19 protein-coding genes are annotated in these 20,402 nt (G+C 55.2%); all 19 read right to left on the reverse strand.

All coding sequences use genetic code 11. The features are described from left to right. Window positions 1-94: 94 nt before the first annotated feature. The gene (gene mnmA, locus BR86_RS0100960) at window positions 95-1,180 is read right to left on the reverse strand and encodes a tRNA 2-thiouridine(34) synthase MnmA (RefSeq protein WP_031471147.1); all 1,086 of its coding nucleotides are present in this window, start codon (window positions 1,178-1,180) and stop codon (window positions 95-97) included. A gap of 78 nt (window positions 1,181-1,258) precedes the next feature. Further along, complete coding sequence (locus tag BR86_RS0100965; protein WP_242841539.1) at window positions 1,259-2,440, reverse strand: cysteine desulfurase family protein; 1,182 nt, start codon at window positions 2,438-2,440, stop codon at window positions 1,259-1,261. Window positions 2,441-2,457: 17 nt separating this feature from the next. After that, window positions 2,458-3,291 (reverse strand): EFR1 family ferrodoxin, encoded by an 834-nt coding sequence (locus BR86_RS0100970; protein WP_031471149.1) that lies wholly within the window; start codon window positions 3,289-3,291, stop codon window positions 2,458-2,460. Window positions 3,292-3,372: 81 nt separating this feature from the next. Further along, window positions 3,373-4,404, reverse strand: a complete 1,032-nt coding sequence (locus BR86_RS0100975) for a threonine aldolase family protein (RefSeq protein WP_031471150.1) — start codon at window positions 4,402-4,404, stop codon at window positions 3,373-3,375. Window positions 4,405-4,752: 348 nt separating this feature from the next. Continuing rightward, window positions 4,753-6,192 (reverse strand): amidohydrolase, encoded by a 1,440-nt coding sequence (locus BR86_RS0100990; protein ID WP_031471152.1) that lies wholly within the window; start codon window positions 6,190-6,192, stop codon window positions 4,753-4,755. Between the two features lie 138 nt (window positions 6,193-6,330). Further along, the gene (locus BR86_RS0100995; protein ID WP_031471153.1) at window positions 6,331-7,059 is read right to left on the reverse strand and encodes an amino acid ABC transporter ATP-binding protein; all 729 of its coding nucleotides are present in this window, start codon (window positions 7,057-7,059) and stop codon (window positions 6,331-6,333) included. A 4-nt stretch (window positions 7,060-7,063) separates the two neighbouring features. Further along, a complete protein-coding gene (locus BR86_RS0101000) occupies window positions 7,064-7,843 on the reverse strand; it encodes an amino acid ABC transporter permease (protein ID WP_051684492.1) in 780 nt (259 codons plus the stop codon). Window positions 7,844-7,954: 111 nt separating this feature from the next. Next, window positions 7,955-8,950 carry a transporter substrate-binding domain-containing protein gene (locus BR86_RS0101005; RefSeq protein WP_031471155.1) on the reverse strand — a complete coding sequence of 332 codons (996 nt, stop codon included), beginning with the start codon at window positions 8,948-8,950 and terminating at the stop codon, window positions 7,955-7,957. A 135-nt stretch (window positions 8,951-9,085) separates the two neighbouring features. After that, window positions 9,086-10,117, reverse strand: coding sequence for a CPBP family intramembrane glutamic endopeptidase (locus BR86_RS0101010; RefSeq protein ID WP_031471156.1), 1,032 nt, complete (start codon window positions 10,115-10,117; stop codon window positions 9,086-9,088). After that, window positions 10,117-11,760 (reverse strand): phosphoenolpyruvate--protein phosphotransferase, encoded by a 1,644-nt coding sequence (gene ptsP / locus BR86_RS0101015; protein ID WP_031471157.1) that lies wholly within the window; start codon window positions 11,758-11,760, stop codon window positions 10,117-10,119. Before ptsP ends, BR86_RS0101010 begins: the two co-directional genes overlap by 1 nt. A 101-nt stretch (window positions 11,761-11,861) precedes the next feature. Continuing rightward, the gene (locus tag BR86_RS0101020; protein WP_031471158.1) at window positions 11,862-12,119 is read right to left on the reverse strand and encodes an HPr family phosphocarrier protein; all 258 of its coding nucleotides are present in this window, start codon (window positions 12,117-12,119) and stop codon (window positions 11,862-11,864) included. A 44-nt stretch (window positions 12,120-12,163) separates the two neighbouring features. Then, a complete protein-coding gene (locus tag BR86_RS0101025) occupies window positions 12,164-13,096 on the reverse strand; it encodes a bifunctional riboflavin kinase/FAD synthetase (RefSeq protein ID WP_031471159.1) in 933 nt (310 codons plus the stop codon). Between the two features lie 9 nt (window positions 13,097-13,105). Continuing rightward, the gene (truB, locus tag BR86_RS0101030) at window positions 13,106-14,026 is read right to left on the reverse strand and encodes a tRNA pseudouridine(55) synthase TruB (RefSeq protein ID WP_031471160.1); all 921 of its coding nucleotides are present in this window, start codon (window positions 14,024-14,026) and stop codon (window positions 13,106-13,108) included. Then, a complete protein-coding gene (locus BR86_RS0101035) occupies window positions 14,019-14,990 on the reverse strand; it encodes a DHH family phosphoesterase (protein ID WP_031471161.1) in 972 nt (323 codons plus the stop codon). Before BR86_RS0101035 ends, truB begins: the two co-directional genes overlap by 8 nt. A gap of 2 nt (window positions 14,991-14,992) precedes the next feature. Next, window positions 14,993-15,397 carry a 30S ribosome-binding factor RbfA gene (gene rbfA, locus BR86_RS0101040; protein WP_031471162.1) on the reverse strand — a complete coding sequence of 135 codons (405 nt, stop codon included), beginning with the start codon at window positions 15,395-15,397 and terminating at the stop codon, window positions 14,993-14,995. 87 nt (window positions 15,398-15,484) lie between these two features. Next, window positions 15,485-18,517 carry a translation initiation factor IF-2 gene (gene infB / locus BR86_RS0101045; protein WP_051684493.1) on the reverse strand — a complete coding sequence of 1,011 codons (3,033 nt, stop codon included), beginning with the start codon at window positions 18,515-18,517 and terminating at the stop codon, window positions 15,485-15,487. After that, window positions 18,504-18,839 (reverse strand): L7Ae/L30e/S12e/Gadd45 family ribosomal protein, encoded by a 336-nt coding sequence (locus BR86_RS0101050; RefSeq protein WP_031471164.1) that lies wholly within the window; start codon window positions 18,837-18,839, stop codon window positions 18,504-18,506. The genes infB and BR86_RS0101050 overlap by 14 nt, the downstream gene beginning before the upstream one ends. Further along, window positions 18,823-19,101, reverse strand: coding sequence for an RNase P modulator RnpM (gene rnpM, locus BR86_RS0101055; RefSeq protein ID WP_031471165.1), 279 nt, complete (start codon window positions 19,099-19,101; stop codon window positions 18,823-18,825). The genes BR86_RS0101050 and rnpM overlap by 17 nt, the downstream gene beginning before the upstream one ends. 84 nt (window positions 19,102-19,185) lie before the next feature. Further along, window positions 19,186-20,397 carry a transcription termination factor NusA gene (gene nusA / locus BR86_RS0101060; protein WP_031471166.1) on the reverse strand — a complete coding sequence of 404 codons (1,212 nt, stop codon included), beginning with the start codon at window positions 20,395-20,397 and terminating at the stop codon, window positions 19,186-19,188. Window positions 20,398-20,402: the final 5 nt, after the last annotated feature.

Here is a 20,402-nt window from a genome sequence, read left to right on the forward strand (position 1 = left end):
TGTCAGTATTATACTGCACGAGTGTCATTATACTAAAGATCGGAGGGTTTGTCATCCAGTTTTCGAGGAATTATCAGAATTTATCGGCGTACACTCACAGAATCGTTCCGCCGCCGGCAATCCAGTCGTCCTGATAAAAGACAGCCGCCTGCCCCGGCGTGATCGCGCGAACCGGCTCATCAAATATGCACTCGGCTCTTGTCTCGTCAATGCGGCGCACCGTCGCCATGGAGCCGCGATGCGCATAGCGGATTTTGACCAGCGCGCGCATTTCCTCTCCGATCGCCGGCTCCGGAACGCCCATCCAGTTGAGGCGGTCACAGACCAGACGGCTGGAAAAGACATCCTGTCCCTCACCGACGACGACTTCATTGGTCTCCGGTCGGACTTCCGTCACGAAAACTCTCCGTCCCATCGGAAGATCCAGCCCTCTGCGCTGGCCGACCGTATAATGAATGATCCCACGGTGCCGGCCAAGGACGTTTCCGTCTTTATCGACAAAATTGCCCGGAACCGCGCGGTAATCGCTGTTCTCCTCGATATATGACGCATAATCTCCATCTGATACAAAACAGATTTCCTGGCTGTCCGGCTTGTTCGCCACCGGAATTCCGGCCTCATCGGCGATCCGCCGGATCTCCGGTTTTGTATAGGCCCCGTCCGGAAAGAGCGTATGCTCCAGCTGGAACTGAGTCAGGTTATACAGCGCATACGTCTGATCCTTCTCCGCGGTCACCGAATTGCGCACGGCATATCTTCCGTTCGGCAGGAGTTCTTTCCGCGCGTAATGGCCGGTCGCAATGAAGTCCGCACCGATCTCCATACTGCGCCGAAGAAGCGACTCCCACTTGACATAACGGTTGCACGCGATGCACGGATTCGGCGTCCTTCCCTTCCGGTACTCATCGATGAAGTAATCAATGACATTCTTCCGGAATTCATTCCGGAAGTTCATGACATAATAGGGAATTCCGATGGTCTCGGCCACACGTCTGGCATCCTCGACCGCGCTGACGCCGCAGCAGCCGCCATTCTCCTCCACCGCACAGGCGTCCTCGCTCTGCCAGATCTGCATGGTCACGCCGATCACATCATATCCCTGTTCTTTCAGCAGCCATGCCGCCACGGAGGAGTCGACGCCTCCGGACATTCCCACTACCACTTTCTTCTTTTCTGACATGTATTCTCCTGTCTCTGTCTTCAGACGCTCTTCCGCGTCACTCTTCCGAAATAATCCTGGCGGTCCGTTCTCCGGATATCACCGGCCACTGCTGTGTTCCGCCCCGCGCATTCTGCGGATTCTCGCCACGATCTCTTTCAGCCGGTCTGCCGCGTAATCCATCTCTTCCTCTGTATTCTCATAGCCGACCGTCAGCCGGACGGCCGCCCTCGCATCCTCTTCCGACCGTCCGATGGCCGTCAGAACATGGGACGGATCAAGAGATCCCGATGCGCACGCGCTGCCGCCGGACGCGCAGATTCCCTGCATATCCAGCATAATCAGGATGGACTCGGCGTCTGCGCCGCGAAATGTGACATTGATGTTATTGGAAAGCCTGCTTTCCGCTCCGTTGAGAACGGTATCCGGAATCTCCGTGAGAATCCGGCCGAGCAGATGGTCGCGCAGTTTCCTTTCGGTTTCCGCGTGTTCATCCAGCTCCGCAAAGGCAAGTTCTGCCGCCTTTCCGAAGCCGACAATGCCCGGCGTGTTTTCCGTTCCCGCTCTCCGGCCGTGCTCCTGCGCTCCGCCGCGAATGTAAGACCGGACTCTGACGCCGCGTCGGATATAGAGAAAGCCGACGCCGCGCGGTCCGTTCAGCTTGTGCGCCGATGCACTCATCATATCGATCCCGCATTCCTTCACATCGATCCGCATATGTCCGTATGCCTGAACCGCGTCGGTGTGAAAGAGGATTCCGTGTTTTCGGGCGATCATGCCGATCTCACGGACCGGCTCGATCGTTCCGATCTCATTGTTGGCTGCCATCACCGAGATCAGGCAGGTATCCGGGCGGATCGCCGCCTCCACCGATTCCGGAGAGACGCAGCCCTGCTCGTCCGGACGAAGGCAGGTCACATCAAATCCCCGCTCTTCCAGATAGGAGCAGGTATTCAGAATCGCATGGTGCTCGATCGCCGTCGTAATGATATGTTTTTTTCCTTCTTTTTCGCCCAGCTCCGCTGCCGCCGTGAGCGCCCAGTTGTCCGACTCCGATCCGCCGGATGTGAAATAGATCTCCGACGGCGCGGCACCGATGCTGTCCGCGAGAATCTTTCTCGCCGCGGCAATGGCCCGTTTCGGCTCCGCCGCAAATTCATAGACGGAGCTCGGATTTCCGTATAACTCAGTAAAATACGGCAGCATCGCGGACACGGCTTCCTGCCGGGTCCGCGTTGTCGCCGCATGGTCCAGATAAATCCGGTTATGACGCTGTTCCAACAATATTACTCCCTTGTTCAGATAAACACTTCCGGTTCTTTTCGCTTCGTATAATTCTGATCCAGCATCGCGATGTGCGACAGGAACGCCTCATCCTCGAAGTATTTTGCCCGCTGCGGACATTTGCGCACGCAGGCCATACACTTGATACAGACGCCCGGAACCGAGTAGACGTCCTTCGGGTCAATGGATCCGAGCGGACAGACTTCCGCACACAGTCCGCACTCGTCGCACCGCTCCGGATTGGTCAGCGGCTTTGCCTTGAGAAAGACTGCCGGCTGACCGTCTGTGCCCAGTGGACGGTAGTAAGGGCCTACGGGATCATTTCCCTTAACCTGTACCGGACTTCCGAGATCCTCTGTCTTCCGCGCATCCTTCAGTTTCTGCGCCGCTTTATCCGCAAAGCTGCTCAGAACCTCCATATCCGCCTGATCCGGCCGAAGCAGGTTGATCTTATTGGAAAATACATGTCTGCAGGAAAATGCCGCCGCCGCAAACGTGCGGAAGCCGTTGTGCTCCAGCTCGTTGCGGAGCTCCGCCAGCGAGTCATCGTAATTCCGGTTGCCGAAGGTGACGATCGGAACTGCCGGCGTTTCCTCGCCGTGGAACAGCTCCTTCACGAACGGAAGAACCTTGTTCGGAACACGGCCCGCATAGGTCGGAACACCGAACACGACCAGTTCATCACCTCCGAAAGAATAGGAATGCGTCCTCGCTGCCGGAAGCGTAAAATCCAGAACCTCCATCGGCACAGCGAGTCTGGCTGCCATCACTTTCGCGACTGCCTCCACCACTTTTTTCGTGTTTGCCACCGGGCTGAAATAGACCGCTTTTATTGTTTTGATCTGCATAATCCACCTCTCCTGAATTCCGTATTATCACAAAACCGTTCCCTTATCTGACATTTCTTCCGCCGCTTCCCGGTTTCGTCCTCAGATCCGGTCGATCACCTTCCAGAGCTCGTCCAGATCTTCTTCGGTTGTCGCCCAGTTTGTCGCGAAACGGTAAACGGTATGGTCTTCATCCGCCTTCTCCCAGTAAGAGAGGACGACTTCTTTCTGAAGCCGGTCCGCAAAGCCGTTTTCGAGCACGACAAACTGCTGATTGGTCGGAGAGTCCAGCCAGAAGCGGAATCCTCTCTTCTCCAGTTCCCGGCGGAGTTCCCTCGCTTTTTCGATCGCATTGGCAGAGATCCGTCCATACAGGCCGTCGCGAAAAAGCGTCTCAAACTGTGCCCCCATGATCCAGCCCTTTGCCATCAGCGCGCCATGCTTTTTGATCCGGTGAACAAAATGAGTCGGTGTGTTGTGCTTTGTGAACACCAGCGCTTCGCCCAGCATTGCGCCGACCTTGGTGCCTCCAATGTAAAAGGCATCCGTCAGCTCCGCGATGTCGCGAAGCGTCACATCGGTATCCGCGGCAAGTCCGTAACCGAGACGCGCGCCGTCCAGATAAAAGATCATGTGATACTCACGGCACACGGCTGCGATATCCTCCAGCTGTTTTTTCGTATACAGCGTGCCGTACTCTGTCGGAAAGCTGATGTAGACCATGCCCGGAAATACCATGTGCTCGTGATTTCCGTCCTGATAAAAGGTCTCAACAAAATCCTTCAGTTCTGCGGCGTCGATCAGACCGTTGTGTCCCGGAACGTGCATCACCTTGTGCCCCGTATACTCGATCGCTCCGGCCTCATGTGTGTTCACATGGCCGGTATCGGCGGAGATCACACCCTCATACTCTTTCAGCATGGTATCGATGGCAAGCTGATTGGTCTGTGTTCCCCCGCTGATAAAGAAGATATCCTCCGGATCGGTCCCCGTCTGTTCCGCGATTCGCTTTTTCGCTTTCTCGCAGATATCATCGGTTCCGTACCCGGTGTGCGTCGTTGTCATCGAATCCTGAAGAGTCTTCAGGATCTCCTGATGACAGGTTTTGATATAGTCACTGCTGAAATTTAACATCGCCGTTTCTCCTACACTGATAAACATCCCACCTGCGGCAGTTCCTGCCGCTGTCTTTTTCATTATATCCCAACCGAAAGATACCCACAAGACTGCAGCCCGTTTCCCCTGCCCGGCGCGTCACCCGATCCCGGCGGTCTGTCTTCCGCCGTGCGAACAGTTTCATTTTATTCCATTCCGGCTTATATCCGTCTTCCATATCCCGACGATTCGCATTTTCCTTCAGACTGTTTCGGACTCACAGCGTCTTCCACATTCCGACAATCCGCATTTTCCTCCGGACCGTTTCGGACTCAAAGTGTCTTCCATATTCCGACAATCCGCACCTTCCTTCAGACTGTTTCGGACTCACAGCGCTGTCGGCACCGCTCCGTCCTCGATCGGGCACACATATCCGCCCGCAGTTCTCTCTTTAAACTCCTCTTTTGCCTTCGCCAGAACTTCCGGCTCGCGCATCAGATCAATCGCCGTGCAGGCCAGCACTTTTCCCGCTTCCAGAAGCGCTTTGTGACCGATCGTTGAGCCGCCGCAGGAAACATTCTGCCAGCTGTGACCGGCCGCGCCGCTGACAAAGCCCGCACAGTGAATCTGCGCGGTCGGCGTCTGCCAGCTCACATCGCCCACGTCCGTGCTTCCGGCGCGGAAACCGGTAGAATGATAAAGCGGCATCAGGAAGTCGTTGATGGCTTTCCTGCCGTGATCGCTCAGCTCCGCTGCCCGGCGCGCGATGGCATCGTCGAACTTCGACGCGGTACCCGGCGCCGGGTTCTCGTTGCAGGTTGCCCGAAGTGCCTGTGCAAATGCAAGCTCTTCTTCCGTGTATTCCGGAAGCCCCACTTCCTCGAAATTCCGGTAGAGCAGCTCTTCCAGCGCAAAGTTCGGCACGAGATTCGCCGTGCCGTCGATAAACTGCCGGGTAAATGTCGTCTCCGTCATCATGGCCGCACCCTCCGCAATCTTATCGACCCGCGCGAGAAGTTTTACCGAATCCTTCACGTCGATGGAGCGCACCATGTAGAGAACGGAGGCGCGGTCCTGCACCACATTCGGCGATACGCCGCCGGCGTTGAGAAAGGCGTAATGTACCCGGCAGTCGCTGGTCATGTGCTCTCTCAGATACTGAACGCCGGTGTTCATCAGTTCCGCCGCATCCAGCGCACTCCGGCCGTCCCACGGATCTCCCGCCGCATGCGCCGAGACGCCGTGAAAATCGTAAAGAATCTGAATGCAGGAATTGCAGGTTCCCGTGCGGACTTCATTGACATCCTCCGGATGCCAGGTCAGCGCCGCGTCAAGTTCCGCCCAGACGCCGTCTCTTGCAAAAAACGCTTTGCTGGCGCCGCCCTCTTCGCCCGGACAGCCATAGAAGAATACCGTTCCGTCCCGGTCCGGATTCTCCGCGAGATACGCGCGGACCGCGCAGGCTGCGGCAAATGCACCCGCTCCGAGCATATTGTGTCCGCAGCCGTGGCCGTTACCGCCCTCCGTGATCGGCCGGTGTTCCGCGGCTCCCTTTTCCTGACTCAGTCCGCTGAGAGCGTCATACTCACCCAGAATTCCGATGTACGGACGGCCGTGACCGAACTTTCCCATCACGGCAGTCTCGATGCCAAAGGCGCCCTCCGTCACCTCAAAGCCCGCATTTTTCAATGCTTCCGCATAGATTTTCTCCGCCTTGAATTCCTTGAGGCTCAGCTCCGGATTCGCCCAGATCTCATCGCTGATACCGGTAAAGATCTTTTTATTCTTGTCAATGTAGTCCACTGCGCTCTGTTTGAAGCGGTCCATATTTTCTCCCTTTCTGCTTTCCGGTCATCATCATAGACCGGCAGTTTCGCTTTTTTGTGCCGCAGGACGTTCGCAGAAACCTCCCATGGCGCACAACCAAAACAGCCGCCGGCCAGACACGGGCCGACGGCATTATCATTACAGTACTTTGCTCAGGAAATCCTTCAGTCGATCACTCTTCGGGTGATTGAAGATGTCGTCCGGGGTTCCCTCTTCGATCAGTCTGCCGTCTGCCATGAACAGAACACGGTTGCCCACTTCACGGGCAAATCCCATCTCATGGGTCACACAGACCATCGTCATTCCTTCCTCGGCAAGCTCTTTCATAACGTCCAGAACCTCGCCGACCATCTCCGGGTCCAGCGCACTGGTCGGCTCATCAAAGAGCATGACTTCCGGCTCCATCATCAGGGCCCGGACAATCGCCACACGCTGTTTCTGACCGCCGGAAAGCTGTACCGGATAGGCGTTCGCACGATCGGACAGTCCGACTCTTGCCAGAAGTTCCTTTGCCTTTTTCTCGGATTCCGCGCGATCCGCATGTTTTACCATGACCGGCGCAAGCACAAGGTTCTCCAGAATGGTCTTGTGCGGGAACAGGTTGAAATGCTGGAACACCATTCCCATATTCTGGCGGAACTGGTCAATGTCAATCTTTGTCCCGACGATCTCCTCACCCTTATAGACGATGGAACCGCCGGTCGGCTCTTCCAGAAGATTCAGGCTGCGCAGAAATGTGGACTTTCCGCTTCCGGACGGTCCGATCACAACCATGACGTCGCCGCGATTGATGTCGACGGTCACTCCGTCCAGAGCCTTGATCTGTCCGTAATTATAGTGTTTTTTCAGATCGCGGACCTCGATCATTTTCTCAGCGTTTGTCACTTGCACGCATCCTCCTCTCGAAATACTGGATAATCTTTGATGTCGGGAAGCACAGGCAGAAGTACAGGAATGTCGCAACGATCAGCGGCTCCGGAATAATGAAGCTTGCGGACTGAATGCTCTTGATGTTGAACATGATATCCTGAACACCGATCGTATAGCAGACGGAACTCTCCTTGATGATGGTGACGAACTCGTTGGCTACCGCCGGAAGAATGTTCTTCACCGCCTGCGGGAGGACAATCGTCATCATGGTCTGCTTCTTGCTCATGCCGAGGCTTCGCGCCGCCTCCGTCTGGCCGGCATCGACGCCCTCAATACCGCCGCGGATGACGTCACTCATGTATCCGCCGCTGTTGAGCGCAAGCGCAACGGCCGCCGGGAAGAACCGCTCGAACTGGATGAATCCGAGGAACGTAAACTTCGGAAGTGTGATCAGTCCGAATACAACATAGTAAACAAGGAAGATCTGCACCAGCATCGGTGTGCATCGAACAAACTGCACATACGCTCCCGCGATCATCTTGACCGGGTTAAAGCGGGCGAAGAATTCATGACGCTTCATCTGTTCAATGTTATCGGTCTGAACCCTTCCGAAACTCCGGAACGGACGGATATCCGACAACAGCATCATTGCCAGAGCGAATGCGAGGAAAAATCCAAAGAATACGGTACACAGGGACAGAAGTACAGTTACGATCAGTCCCTGCTGAAGCATTTTCCCGTAATCAAGGACAGAAAGAAGATGTTCCATGCTGATTACCATGGGCGCGGCCTCCTTTATAGACACAATGATTCCCCCCGGATGGGACCGGGGAGAATCGGACAAAAAGTGATCTTATTGAAACGTTATTTCTGTGAAAAATATCAGAAATGATTACTGAGCCTTGGTTGTCTCTGCAGCAGCCTCGGTTGTCTCCGCAGCATCTGCTGTCTCTCCCTCAGCCTCTGCCTTAACCTTGCCGTTCTCGTCAAGCTGGCCCTGGTACACATTTGCGTCATCAGAAGCAAGCTCCTGAGCCTCTGTAACGAACTTGTCCAGAGAACCATCCGCCTGAAGAGCCTTGATCTCTGCGTTGACCGCATCGAGAAGTGCCTGATTGCCCTTCTTTACGGCAACTGCGGAACCCTCGGTATCATACGGAACCTCCCATGCAATGGCAAGATCCGGATAATTCTTTGCGTACTGCTCTGCTACTGCGGTCTCCATGAATGCACCCTCAAGCTTTCCGGTGGTCAGCTCGGATACGATGTCCGTAACCTTCGGAAGACCGATGATGTTGGCATCCGGAGTATTCTTCTCTGCGAGACCGTACTGAATGGAACCGGTCTGAGCGCCGACGGCAAGTCCCTTGAAATCCTCAAAGCCCTTGTACTTGTCCAGATTCTTCTTCGATACGCAGAAGCTCTGTCCGCCCTTGTAGTAGATGTCGGAGAAGTCAAATACCTTCTGTCTCTCCGGATCCGGGGAGAAACCGGAAATTCCGAGATCGATGCTTCCGTTCTGAAGCTCCATCAGAATTCCGTCGAAATCCATGGTTGCAAACTCAACTTCAAGGCCGAAGTCATCTGCCATCTTCTGAGCAAACGCGATATCAAATCCGGCCAGCTTCGGCTCACCGTCCTTCTCAATGTGATAGAACTCATACGGAGCAAAATCCGGGCTGGTTCCGATGACGAGTTTTCCCGGCTTGATGGTCTCGAAAGAAACCTCTGCCTTCTTTGCCTCACCGCTCTGAGACTCTGCTGCCGCAGTTGTCTCCTCTGCCTTGGATGCTGCTGCGGTTGTTGCAGCTGCGCCGCTTCCGCCGCATGCTGCCATGGAAAGTGCCATTACTGCTGCCATTGCACCGGCAAAAAACTGTTTCTTCATATGTTTTCCTCCTCCGATCGTCTGTGATTCTTCTGTTTCATGACCTTTTGGGGTCATCTGCTGCACAGAAGGATCATTTTTATGCACATTCTTTGCATAAATGCAACTTTTATTCGTCAAGCTACTGAATATGAATTATAACTCATATTTCTGATAAATCAAGGGATTTTTATGCATTACCGTCCGAACCCCGACAAGAAGGAGAAACGCGCAGGCCGCCGTCTGGAAAATGAGCTCCGCGCCCGCTGTTTGCGCGGAAAGAAAGCATGCATCCGCCGCGTTGTTCACCGCGTGGGCGGCAATCCCCGGAAGGATGGTTCCGGTCCGTATAAAAATTCCTCCGAGGAGCAGTCCCATCCCGAGCGCCCATCCGATCTGAAGAATGGTCACAGGGACAGGCTGCCCGGAAAAAAGATTTCCCGCATGCACGAGTGCAAAGACGGCAGCGCTGATCCAGACAGAAGTCTGCGCCCGTTCCGCGTCAGAGCTGATCCGGGCAGATACCTGCGCCCGTTCCGCGTCAGAACTGGTCCGGACGGATGCCTGTGCCCGTTCCGCGTCAGACTCATAGCAGACTTTCCCGCCGGAAATGTTCCTCCGCGGCTCTCCTTTATTCACCGGTGACAGGAGATTCATACATAACCGGATCGCAAAAACCCGGAATGCCGCCTCCTCCGTCAGCGCCGCGGCGACAGCGGTCACAGTCAACGCACAGAAGAGATCCTCCCCCGTGCGGAGCGGCGTCCGGCTGCTGATGTGAAAGAGGACTGTCCCCGCTGAAATCACAAAAACAGGGATCATTCCCCGCATTCCTGCGCTGAAATTCCGCAGTGTATACGCCTTCCGAAAAACCGCGCTGTAACTTTTCTGCGTGGTTTTTCCCGTGTTTTGTCCATCGCTGTACGGTTTGCATCCGTTTTCCCGGTCTTCACCACAGCGCCGGAAAAACGGAAACAACATCCCGCAGCACGCATAAAGCACAAACGGCATCACGACACTGATCATCAGCGTCGTGATACCGTATAATGCCGTGCCGGGGAAAAAGGGCGCCGGAATCCTCGGAAGATACACGAGATTCATAAAAAGCGGCGCCAGAATTCCTGTCAGAAGAAAAGCCAGCCATCGTCGTCCCGACCGGCCGTCTCCATTTTCTCCCCTTTTTTTCATTACTGCTCCTGCGGTTTGGAAAGGTCGATGCTGCGGATCTTCTTGCGAAGCGGAAGAACGCTCGTCGGGTTGACGCTGAGTTCATCGATGCCCATGCGCAGGAAGCTCTCGGTCAGCGACAGATCCGCGCCGAGTTCACCGCAGATGCCGACCCAGATGCCGTGCCGGTGTCCCGCCTCCACTGTCATACGGATCGCGCGGAGCACCGCCGGATGATGCGTATCGGCGAAAGGCTCAAGCTTTGCATTCTGGCGGTCGATCGCACAGATATACTGTGTCAGATCATTGGTTCCGATAGAGAAGAAATCGCAGTTCTCCGCCAGCTCATCCGCGCAGAATACCGCCGCCGGGGTCTCCACCATGATGCCGACCTGAACGTCGCCGACCTTCTTGCCTTCGCTGATCAGGTCATTGCGGCAGATATCCAGAATCTTACGGCACTCATTGAGTTCTGCAGCGCTGATGATCATCGGGAACATGATCGCCAGATTGCCGTAGGCCGCCGCCCGTAAAAGCGCGCGGAGCTGTGTCTTGAAGAAATCTCTTCTGGTCAGGCAGATCCGGATCGCGCGATAACCGAGCGCCGGGTTCTCTTCCTTGTCCAGATTCATGTAGTCCACCTGCTTGTCCGCGCCGATGTCGCAGGTACGGATGATCACCAGTTTCGGTGCAAGCGCCTCGACTGCCTCTTTGTACGCCGCAAACTGCTGCTCCTCGGTCGGAGCGGTGGAACTGTTCAGATAGACGAATTCCGAGCGGAAAAGGCCCACACCGCCGGCGTCATTTAATTTAACCGCCTCAATATCGGACGGACCGCCGATGTTGGCATAAACGTTGATCTTTGTTCCGTCGATGGTCGTGTTGGTGCGTCCCTTCAGCTCCTGAAGAAGGGCTCTCTGCTTGTCGTCCTCGGTCTTTCTCGCCAGAAGATTCCTCCGAAGATCGTCGTTCGGGTCGATATATGCGCAGGCATTGTATCCGTCGATGATCACCTCATGACCGTCCCAGTCGTCGGAGATCTCCCTGCACTGCACCAGCGCCGGGAGATTCATGCTTCTGGCAAGAATCGCCGTGTGGCTGTTCAGACTTCCCTCTTTTGTGATAATGCCGAGAAGAAGGGACTTATCGAGACGCACGGTCTCGGACGGAGCGAGATCATCCGCCACCAGAATCGCCGGTTCGCCTCCCTGCTTGCTCCCGAGATCCATGCCCAGCAGCACGCCGAGAACGGCATTTTCAATGTCGATGATGTCGGCGCTTCTCGCGCGGAAATAGGCATCTTCCATCTCGGCGAACACCTTCGCCTGGTTGTCGAACGCGGTCTTTACGGCATACTCGGCCGTATGTTTTTCCTCAGAGATAATCTCATTGACCGCATCCACAAGGTCCTCGTCATCCAGAAGCATCGCGTGAACGCTGAAGATCTCCGCGCTCTCTTCTCCCGCACTCTCAACGGCGCGGTCATGAAGCTCGTTCTGCTGGTCAATTGCCGCAAGACGTGCCGCCTCAAATCGTCCGAGTTCCATCTCAACCTGTGCATCGTCAACGGTCTTTTCACTGATCTCAAACTTCGGTGCCTTATATACCCTGATTCTGCCCACCGCGATGCCGTTCAGTACGCTTTTTCCTGTAACTACCTGCATATTTTTTCCTCCGGGCTCTGACACGGTCCGGATGTATCCGGGCCCGCAACTGAACCGTCAAGTGTAATTTGAGTAATCCCTTTCCGACGTCAGACTGTTCTTCAGAGATTCTCAGAGATTTTCTTTCCGATCTCTTCCGCTGCCAGTTCCTCATCTTCGCCGTCGATCAATACCCTGATGGTATCCCCGCATTTTGCGCCGAGCTGCATCAGCTGGATCATTTTCCGCATATCCGCCTTCTCTTCGCCCTTTTCCACGATGATTCGGCTGGAAAACTCTTTAGCCGCCTTTACAAGAACTCCGGCCGGACGCGCATGGATTCCAATCTCATCTTTGATTACGTACTCGAATTCTTTCATACCGATTCTTCTCCTTTCAAGACTCTCCCGCCTGTTATATAACATTATACTCTGTTTCGCTTTTCGTGTTCCTGTCTTCCGCGCACTTTATCGGAATCCACCTGCGCACGGAGCTGATTCAGGCTGTCGAATTTCATCTCCGGCCGGAAAAAGTCCAGCATCCGCACTTCGATCGTTTTTCCGTAAATGCTCTGATCGAAATCATAAAGAAAAGTCTCTGCGCTGACGGGGTGAAGCCCTTCAATGGTCGGCTTGCGTCCGATATTCGTCAGGCTCGGGTACCACACGCCGTCCACTTCCGTCTCGGAGAGATAGACACCGAATACCGGCAGATGCTTCTGTGCCGGCGGAAGGATATTCGCCGTCGGAAAGCCGAGCGTCGAGCCAAGGTGCTGACCGTGAACCACCTCTCCGGAAATGCTGTATTCATAGCCGAGGAGTTCATTGGCCTTCCGGATATGTCCCGCCGCCAGCTCTTCCCTCACATAGGTGCTGCTGATCTCCCGGTCACCGTCCATGAGTTTGTCCACGATCACGGCGCGGAAACCGTATTCCGGTCCCAGTTTCCGGAGGAGGGCCGCATTGCCCGCGCCCTTATAGCCGAAACTGCAGTCCGTGCCGGCAATCACGGCTCTCGCGTGCATCTGGTCAGTGAGAACTTTGCGTACGAAATCTTCCGGAGACATGTGCGCAACCGTCGTGTTGAAGGGATATTCCACCAGATAGTCGATTCCCGCCTGTTCAAGGTTTCTGCGCCGCTCTTCGTTGGTTGTGATCATCGTCTGCATCCGGCCCGACATCAGCGAACCCGGTGCCGTCTCAAACGTAAACACCGCAGTCTTCATTCCCGCCTTGCGGAAACGGAACACTTCATCGAGAAGTTTCATATGCCCCCGGTGGAGCCCGTCAAATTTACCGATGGTCACCGCGGTCGGCTCTTCTATCTGAAACTCTCTTGTTCCGATTATATACTGCATTCCTGTCTCCTATTTAAAAATCCGTACTGCTTTCCATTTTTTTTCGTCCGGCCGGTAGCCGTAGACACCGATAAAACGTCCCTGACCGTCATACATCCGAACCTCGGCATCGTCTCCGTATCCCGACGGGTCCAGAAACTCCGCGCCGAAGGGATTGCCGTTATCCAGAAGCCGGTCCAGAATCTCATTCTCCGAGCGAACGGCCGGAAGATCCGCCAGGATCCCGTCAATCGGGATCACCGCCTCCTCTGCGCGCCCTTCCCGGGCCAGCGTCTCAAGCTCTCCGAGCCGGATCGCGCGGTCAACCGCAAAGTTTCCGACCTTCGTGCGGAGAAGATGTTCCATGCATCCGCCGCAGCCGAGTTTTTCGCCGATATCGTGACAGAGTGTCCGGATGTAGGTTCCCCGGGAGCAAGTCACGGTCATCGTAACGCGCGGCAGCGCAATGCTGTCCACCGTCAGGTCATAGATATGCACCGGACGGGCCGCCCGTTCCACCTCTTTTCCCTCCCGGGCCAGCTCATAGAGCCGTTTTCCGTTCACTTTCAGGGCGGAGTACATCGGCGGAATCTGCGCATAATCGCCGATAAATGACAAAGCGGCACTTCTCACCGCCTCCTCCGTGAGAGTCCCGGACCGGATCATTTCATCCACATCCGCAGAGGCAGTGACCTGTCCGGTCGTGTCCTGCGTGTCCGTCACCTGTCCGAGCAGCATCACGGCCTGATAGGTCTTGTGCGTCTCGTCCGTCAGCATGCTCACCAGCTTGGTCGCCTTTCCGAGGCACACCGGAAGCACGCCTTCGGCCGCCGGATCCAGCGTCCCGGTGTGACCGATCTTCTTCATGTGAAGAATCCCGCGCATTTTGATCACCACATCATTCGACGTGAAGCCGGGTTCTTTGTAAATATTGATTACACCATCAAACATTCGGTTTATCCTTTTTGATTGCCTCCGCAACAGCATTGGTGATCACCGCAGTCACCGTGTCCGCATCTCCTCTCAGCGTGCAGCCCGCCGCGCGGATGTGCCCGCCGCCGCCGTGACTCTGCGCGATGGCAGAGACATCGAGCCAGTGATTGGAGCGGAGCGAAGCCTTGAATTCGCCCTCTTTTCCCTCATAGAGAAGCACCGCGCACTCGATGCCGTCGGTGTTGCGCATCTGGTCAATGATGCCGTCCATATCCTGCGGGCCGGCGCCATTGTCCTCCATGTTGTTTCTGGTCACCACCGAGATCATACAGTCGCCGTCCAGAATCCGGCGGCTCTTTAAGAGCGCGATCCCCAGCATTTTGTTCTGCACAAAACTCCGGCGGTAAAAACTGCCGTCAATGATGTCGCCAAAGGGAATCCCCTTCTCCATCAGAAATCCTGCGGCATCCATCGTCGCGCGGGATGTGGATGAATACTTGAATACGCCGGTGTCGTGAATGATGCCGGTGTAGATGCACTCGGCCGTATTGCGGCTGATTTTATCTCCGTCGAGAAGTCCGAAGAGCACTTCCGAGCAGGAGCTCGCCTCCGGGACTACCAGATTCTCCTCCGCAAATCCCGGGTTGGTGCGGTGATGGTCGATGCACAGGGTGTGCGCCGCCGTCTCAAAATACGGCAGGAACACGCCCAGGCGTTCGGTATCGCTCGAATCGAGGCTGATACATAGTTCGTAGGTCCTGCCCTCTTCATATTCGGTGCGGATCTCCTCGAAACCGGCGAGATAGGAAAACTTCTTTGCCGGATCGTCGAGATAGAGATCCACCTTCTTTTCCGGATAGTTCTCTTTCAGATAATTGTACAATCCGAGCGTCGAACCGATGGCATCGCCATCCGGGTGAAGATGTCCCAGAAGCACAATGTTCTCACGGTTCTCCAGCGCGGAGATCAGAATATTGTCCATCTTTATTCCTCGGATTCATTTTCCTCTTCCGCATCGGTTCCGGTGCTGTTTGCACGGTCATTCTCCGTCACCTCATCGATGAGCTTCGACATGCGGACGCCGTACTCGATTGAGGTATCCAGAACAAACAGGAGCTCCGGAGTGTTTCTGAGATTCAGACGTTTTGCCAGTTCGGAGCGAACGTGGCCGTTCGCATTTTTCAGTCCCTGCATGGTCGCCTTCTGCTCTTCCTCCGAGCCGAGAACGCTGACAAACACCTTGCAGTATTTCAGATCAGCGGTCACTTCCGCGGTCATAACGCTGGCCATCGGGCTGATCCGCGGATCCTTCAGGTCGCGGATGATCATGCTGAGTTCCTTCGCAACCTCCCCGTTGATCCGGTTATTTTTCACGCTGTTTCTGCGCATATAATCGTTCCTCCATTTGCTTTGCAGGGAGTCCCTGCGGAAATTGCACTCTACATTTTCCCGGAACTCCCTGCAAGCTGTCTGTCTTTATTCCTGAGCCGCCTTCGCTGCTGCAGCTGCCTGCGCCGCCTTGGCTGCCTTTACTTTATCTCTCGGAACTTCGACCATCGCGTAAGCCTCGATCTGGTCGCCTTCCTGAACATCGCTGAAGCCTTCAAATACAACACCGCACTCGTATCCGGCATTGACATCCTTGACATCGTCCTTGAAACGCTTCAGGGACTCAATGTTGCCGTCAAAGATCTGCTTGCCGCCGCGGGAAACGCGGGCCTTGCAGCCTCTGCTGAACTTTCCGTCCAGAACATAGGTACCGGCGATCATGCCGACCTTGGATGCCTTGAATACCTGACGAACCTCACCGTGACCGATGATCTGCTCCTCATATACCGGCTCGTACATGCCGCTCATCGCATCGCGGACATCGTCGATTGCCTGGTAGATAACCTTGTAGAGACGCACATCAACCTTCTCATGCTCGGCGAGCGCCTTTGCGGTCGCGTCCGGACGTACGTTAAATCCGATGACAATCGCATTGGATGCGGATGCAAGGCTGATATCGGACTCGTTGATCGCACCGACACCGCTGTGGATGATCTTTACCAGAACCTCGTCGTTGGAGAGTTTCTCCAGAGACTGGCGAACCGCCTCGACGGAACCCTGAACGTCCGCCTTGACTACGATCGGCAGTTCCTTTACGGTTCCGGCCTTGATCTGGCTGAACAGATCGTCCAGAGACAGTTTCATCTTGGTCTCTTCGATCAGCTTGTTCTTGTGCTCTGCGATGAAGGTCTCGGCAAAGCTTCTTGCCTCCTTCTCGCTGTCGAGTTCCATGAATACCTCACCGGCAGCCGGAACATCGTTGAAACCGATGACCTCAACCGGAGTGGACGGGCCTGCTTCCTTCAGTCTGCGGCCGTTTTCATTGGTCATCGCACGAACCTTACCGTGGCAGTGGCCCGCAACGATCGGATCGCCGACATGGAGAGTACCCTTCTGAACCAGAACGGTCGCTACCGGACCGCGGCCCTTGTCGAGGCTCGCCTCGATGATCAGACCTCTTGCATTTCTCTTCGGATCTGCCTTCAGCTCGGAGATCTCCGCAACCAGAAGGAGTTCCTCCAGAAGATCCTGAATACCCTGACCGGACTTTGCGGAAACCTCCACAACCGGAACGTCGCCGCCCCAGTCCTCGGTCAGAACGCCGTACTGGGAAAGTTCCTGCTTAACCTTGGACGGATCTGCGCTCGGCTTATCGATCTTGTTGATCGCAACGATCATCTCAACCTTTGCCGCCTTTGCGTGGTTGATCGCCTCTACGGTCTGCGGCATTACGCCGTCGTCCGCTGCAACGACGAGAACCGCGATATCGGTCGACTGCGCGCCTCTCATACGCATGGCGGTAAATGCCTCATGTCCCGGAGTATCCAGGAAAGTGATCTTCTTCTTGCCGTCCGCAACCTTGACTTCAACCTGGTAAGCACCGATTCTCTGGGTGATGCCGCCTGCCTCTTTCTCGGTTACAGCGGTCTTACGGATCGCATCCAGAAGGGATGTCTTACCGTGATCGACGTGACCCATTACGCAGACAACCGGCGGTCTCTCAACCATATCGGCCTCATCCTCTTCATCCTCTTTCAGGAGTTCGGCGATCACATCGACAACCTTCTCCTTCTCACAGAGAATATCATAGGCCATGGCAATCTCTTCCGCCTGCTCATAGGTGACACCGGTGTTGATGGTAACAACCTTGCCCTGCTTGAAGAGATCCATGATCAGGGTAGCCGGCTTCATCTTCATATGCTCCGCGAGCTCACGAACGGTCAGCTGCTCCGGAATGGTGATCACTTTGATCTTCTCTTCCTTCGGCTCCGGCTTACGCTGCGGCTTTACCGGGCCTCTCTGATCCTGTCCGTTTCTTCCCTTTGCGAACTTCTCTTCCTCGCGGTCGAAACGGCTGCCCTTCTCGCCCTTATAGTTGTTGCGGTTCTGCTTGGAATTCTGCTGTTTCTGCAGCGGCTTCTCCTCGAATCCTCCGCGGGAAGCGCCCTGTGCAGCGGCACCTCTTCCCTGGAAACCGCCGGAGCGTGCGCCGTCATTTCTGCCGCCCTGATAGCCGCCGGAACGCGCGCCGTCATTTCTGCCCTGATAACCGCCGGAACGTGCGCCGTCATTTCTGCCGCCCTGATAACCGCCGGAACGTGCACCGTCATTTCTGCCCTGATAGCCGCCGGAACGTGCGCCGTCATTTCTGCCCTGATAGCCGCCGGAGCGTGCGCCGCCGTCTCTGCCCTGATAGCCGCCGGAGCGTGTGCCGTCATTTCTGCCGCCCTGATAGCCGCCGGAGCGTGCGCCGTCATTTCTGCCCTGATAGCCGCCGGAACGTGCGCCGTCTCTTGTGCCGCGCGCTCTTGCGTCGCTGTTTGCACCGCCTGTGATATTTCCGCGGTTCAGCTCGGTTCTTCTCGCCTCACTGTTGAAATCGCGGCCGATGGAGATCGGGCCGGTGAAGACTCTCGGCTGATGTCCTTCCTTCTTCGGCGCCTGTGCCGGTGCCGTTGTTTCCGGTGCAGCCTGCGGTGCTGCTGCCTGCGGAGCTGCTGCCGGAGTCTCTGCCTTCGCTGCCGGCTTTGCCGCCTCTGAGGACTGTACGGAAACCTTGACTCCCTGTACCGCGGACTGTGCTGCCGGTGCGCCGGTGTGCTGCGGTCTTGCCGGACGCTTCGCGCCGTTACCCTGATGCACGCCCTTCTGTACGCTGTTCTGCGGACGGAATACCGTCGCAAATCTCTTCTTCGGCTTTACTGTCTCTTTATTTTCTTCCGATGCAGCCGGTTTTGCCGCTTCCGCCTGCGGAGCCTTTGCCTCGCTCTTCTGGCCGGCGACTGCCTCTTTTGCTGCCGGCGCGGCCGGTGCTGCATTAAATTCTTTTTTTACCACTGCTGCCTGTTCCTCCGTAATATTAGAGGCGTGACTCTTGACATCGAAATTGTGCTTCTGCAATACCTCAAGCACTTCCTTGTTTGTCTTTCCGAGTTCTTTCGATAACTCATTTACCCTCATACTCACTACCTCCGTTCTCAATAAGTAACTTTTCGATCTGTCTGGAAAAACCCGGATCTGTCACGGCCAGCGTGGTGCACATTTCTTTTCCGATCGCACCGCCGAGCTCTTCCTTTCCTGCAAATAAATATATGGGAACTTTATAATGAGTACACATATTCAGGAAGGACTTCTTCGTATTATCGGAAGCTTCCTCGGACACAAGCACCAGGCAGGCTCTGTTCCCCTTAACGGTTTTCTCCGTCATGAACCCGCCGGGCGAAAGCTTTCCTGCCTTGCGCGCAAGTCCCAAAAAGTTCAGAATCTTACTCTTCGCTTCCAAGTGAATTCAACTCCTTTTCCAGTGCTTCATAGACTTCCTTCGGAATTGCCATCTTCAGCGAATGTTCCAGTCCTTTGTTCTTCTCCGCCTTTAAAAGGCACGCAGTATTCCTGCAGAGATAGGCGCCCCGTCCGTTTTTGCGGCCCGTGCCGTCCAGCTCCACATTTCCCTCTGCGTTTCGTATTACACGGATCAGTTCCGTCTTCGGCTTCATCTCATTGCAGCCGATACATTTTCTGAGCGGTATTCTTCTGGTACTCAATTTTTCACTTCCCGTTCGATGCAGATTCCCTTCGGAGCTTTCCGCCGGCCTTCGGCGGAAATGTCTCCTTCAGAATCTTTTCTGTCAGTTCTCGTCAGCCGGAATTTCCTCTTCCGCCTGTCCGTCCATCTCGCTTTCTTCCACAGCCTCACCGATAATCTCATCATCGGTATAGCCCTCGAAGCCTTCCTCGTAGCCCTGCTCGAGTTCATCGAGAAGTCCGGATTCTCTTGCCTGTGTCTCACTCTTGATGTCAATGCGGTAACCGGTCAGCTTGGCTGCCAGTCTCGCGTTCTGACCCTCTTTGCCGATTGCAAGGGAAAGCTGGTAATCCGGAACGATAACCTGTGCTTCCTTCGCCTCCTCATCGGCTGCAACGAGGATAACCTTTGCCGGGCTGAGTGCGTTCTCGATCAGCAGCGCGATGTTCTCATCCCAGTTGATGATATCGATCTTCTCGCCGCAGAGCTCGTCAACAACCGCGTTGACACGGGAACCGTTCGGTCCGACGCATGCGCCCACCGGATCGACGTTCTCATCGCAGGAGCTGACTGCAATCTTTGTTCTGGATCCCGCCTCACGCGCGATCGCACGGATCTCGACAATACCGTCATGCACTTCCGGAGACTCTTTCTCGAACAGTCTCTTGACCAGTTCCGGATGGGATCTGGAAACGGTGATGCGCGGTCCGCGGTTGGTATCCTTTACCTCAAGAACATAGAGGGTAATGGTATCGTACGGCTGGAACTCTTCGCCCGGAACCTGCTCGTTCTCTTTCAGAACCGCATCCATGTGTCCGAGATCCACATAGTAATCGCCTCTTACCTGTCTCTGAACGGTGCCCTTTACGATATCCTTCTCCAGCTGATACCACTTTGCGTACTGAGATCTTCTCTCCGCCTCGCGGATGTTCTGCAGCATTTTGCTCTTTGCGTTCTGAGTCGCGATTCTTCCGAAGCCCTTGGTATCGATCGGAATGTGAACATGATCGCCGATTCTTACCGTCGGATCCTTCATCTTTGCTTCCGCAAGGCTGATCTGACCGGTCGGATCTTCCGGATCCACCTGATCGACAACAACCTTATCATAGTAAACACTCAGCTTTGACATGCCCGGTGCGAGATCGATCTTGACATGCTCGATGCTTCCGTAGTTCTTCTGGATCGCATTGAGAATGGAGTCCTTGATCGCATTGATCAGCGTCTCGGTGTCAATATTGTGTTCGCTAACGACTGCCTTGAATGCGGACTCTCTCTCCTGTGTCTCATCGACAGCGCTGTTCGCTTTCTTCTTCATTTTCC

The sequence above is a fragment of the [Clostridium] aminophilum DSM 10710 genome (genome assembly GCF_000711825.1).
Lineage (GTDB): Bacteria > Bacillota > Clostridia > Lachnospirales > Lachnospiraceae > Clostridium_R > Clostridium_R aminophilum.

Excerpts from the sequence above, each read along its gene's own strand:
- BR86_RS0101005 (WP_031471155.1), bottom strand. The coding sequence starts at position 8,950 with ATGAAGAAACAGTTTTTTGCCGGTGCAATGGCAGCAGTAATGGCACTT.
- BR86_RS0101025 (WP_031471159.1), bottom strand. The coding sequence starts at position 13,096 with ATGCAGTATATAATCGGAACAAGAGAGTTTCAGATAGAAGAGCCGACC.
- BR86_RS0101020 (WP_031471158.1), bottom strand. The coding sequence starts at position 12,119 with ATGAAAGAATTCGAGTACGTAATCAAAGATGAGATTGGAATCCATGCG.
- BR86_RS0100970 (WP_031471149.1), bottom strand. The coding sequence starts at position 3,291 with ATGCAGATCAAAACAATAAAAGCGGTCTATTTCAGCCCGGTGGCAAAC.
- infB (WP_051684493.1), bottom strand. The coding sequence starts at position 18,517 with ATGAGGGTAAATGAGTTATCGAAAGAACTCGGAAAGACAAACAAGGAA.
- mnmA (WP_031471147.1), bottom strand. The coding sequence starts at position 1,180 with ATGTCAGAAAAGAAGAAAGTGGTAGTGGGAATGTCCGGAGGCGTCGAC.
- BR86_RS0100975 (WP_031471150.1), bottom strand. The coding sequence starts at position 4,404 with ATGTTAAATTTCAGCAGTGACTATATCAAAACCTGTCATCAGGAGATC.
- ptsP (WP_031471157.1), bottom strand. The coding sequence starts at position 11,760 with ATGCAGGTAGTTACAGGAAAAAGCGTACTGAACGGCATCGCGGTGGGC.
- BR86_RS0100990 (WP_031471152.1), bottom strand. The coding sequence starts at position 6,192 with ATGGACCGCTTCAAACAGAGCGCAGTGGACTACATTGACAAGAATAAA.
- BR86_RS0101010 (WP_031471156.1), bottom strand. The coding sequence starts at position 10,117 with ATGAAAAAAAGGGGAGAAAATGGAGACGGCCGGTCGGGACGACGATGG.
- BR86_RS0100995 (WP_031471153.1), bottom strand. The coding sequence starts at position 7,059 with ATGATCGAGGTCCGCGATCTGAAAAAACACTATAATTACGGACAGATC.
- nusA (WP_031471166.1), bottom strand. The coding sequence starts at position 20,397 with ATGAAGAAGAAAGCGAACAGCGCTGTCGATGAGACACAGGAGAGAGAG.
- BR86_RS0101035 (WP_031471161.1), bottom strand. The coding sequence starts at position 14,990 with ATGGACAATATTCTGATCTCCGCGCTGGAGAACCGTGAGAACATTGTG.
- BR86_RS0101000 (WP_051684492.1), bottom strand. The coding sequence starts at position 7,843 with ATGGTAATCAGCATGGAACATCTTCTTTCTGTCCTTGATTACGGGAAA.
- truB (WP_031471160.1), bottom strand. The coding sequence starts at position 14,026 with ATGTTTGATGGTGTAATCAATATTTACAAAGAACCCGGCTTCACGTCG.
- rbfA (WP_031471162.1), bottom strand. The coding sequence starts at position 15,397 with ATGCGCAGAAACAGCGTGAAAAATAACCGGATCAACGGGGAGGTTGCG.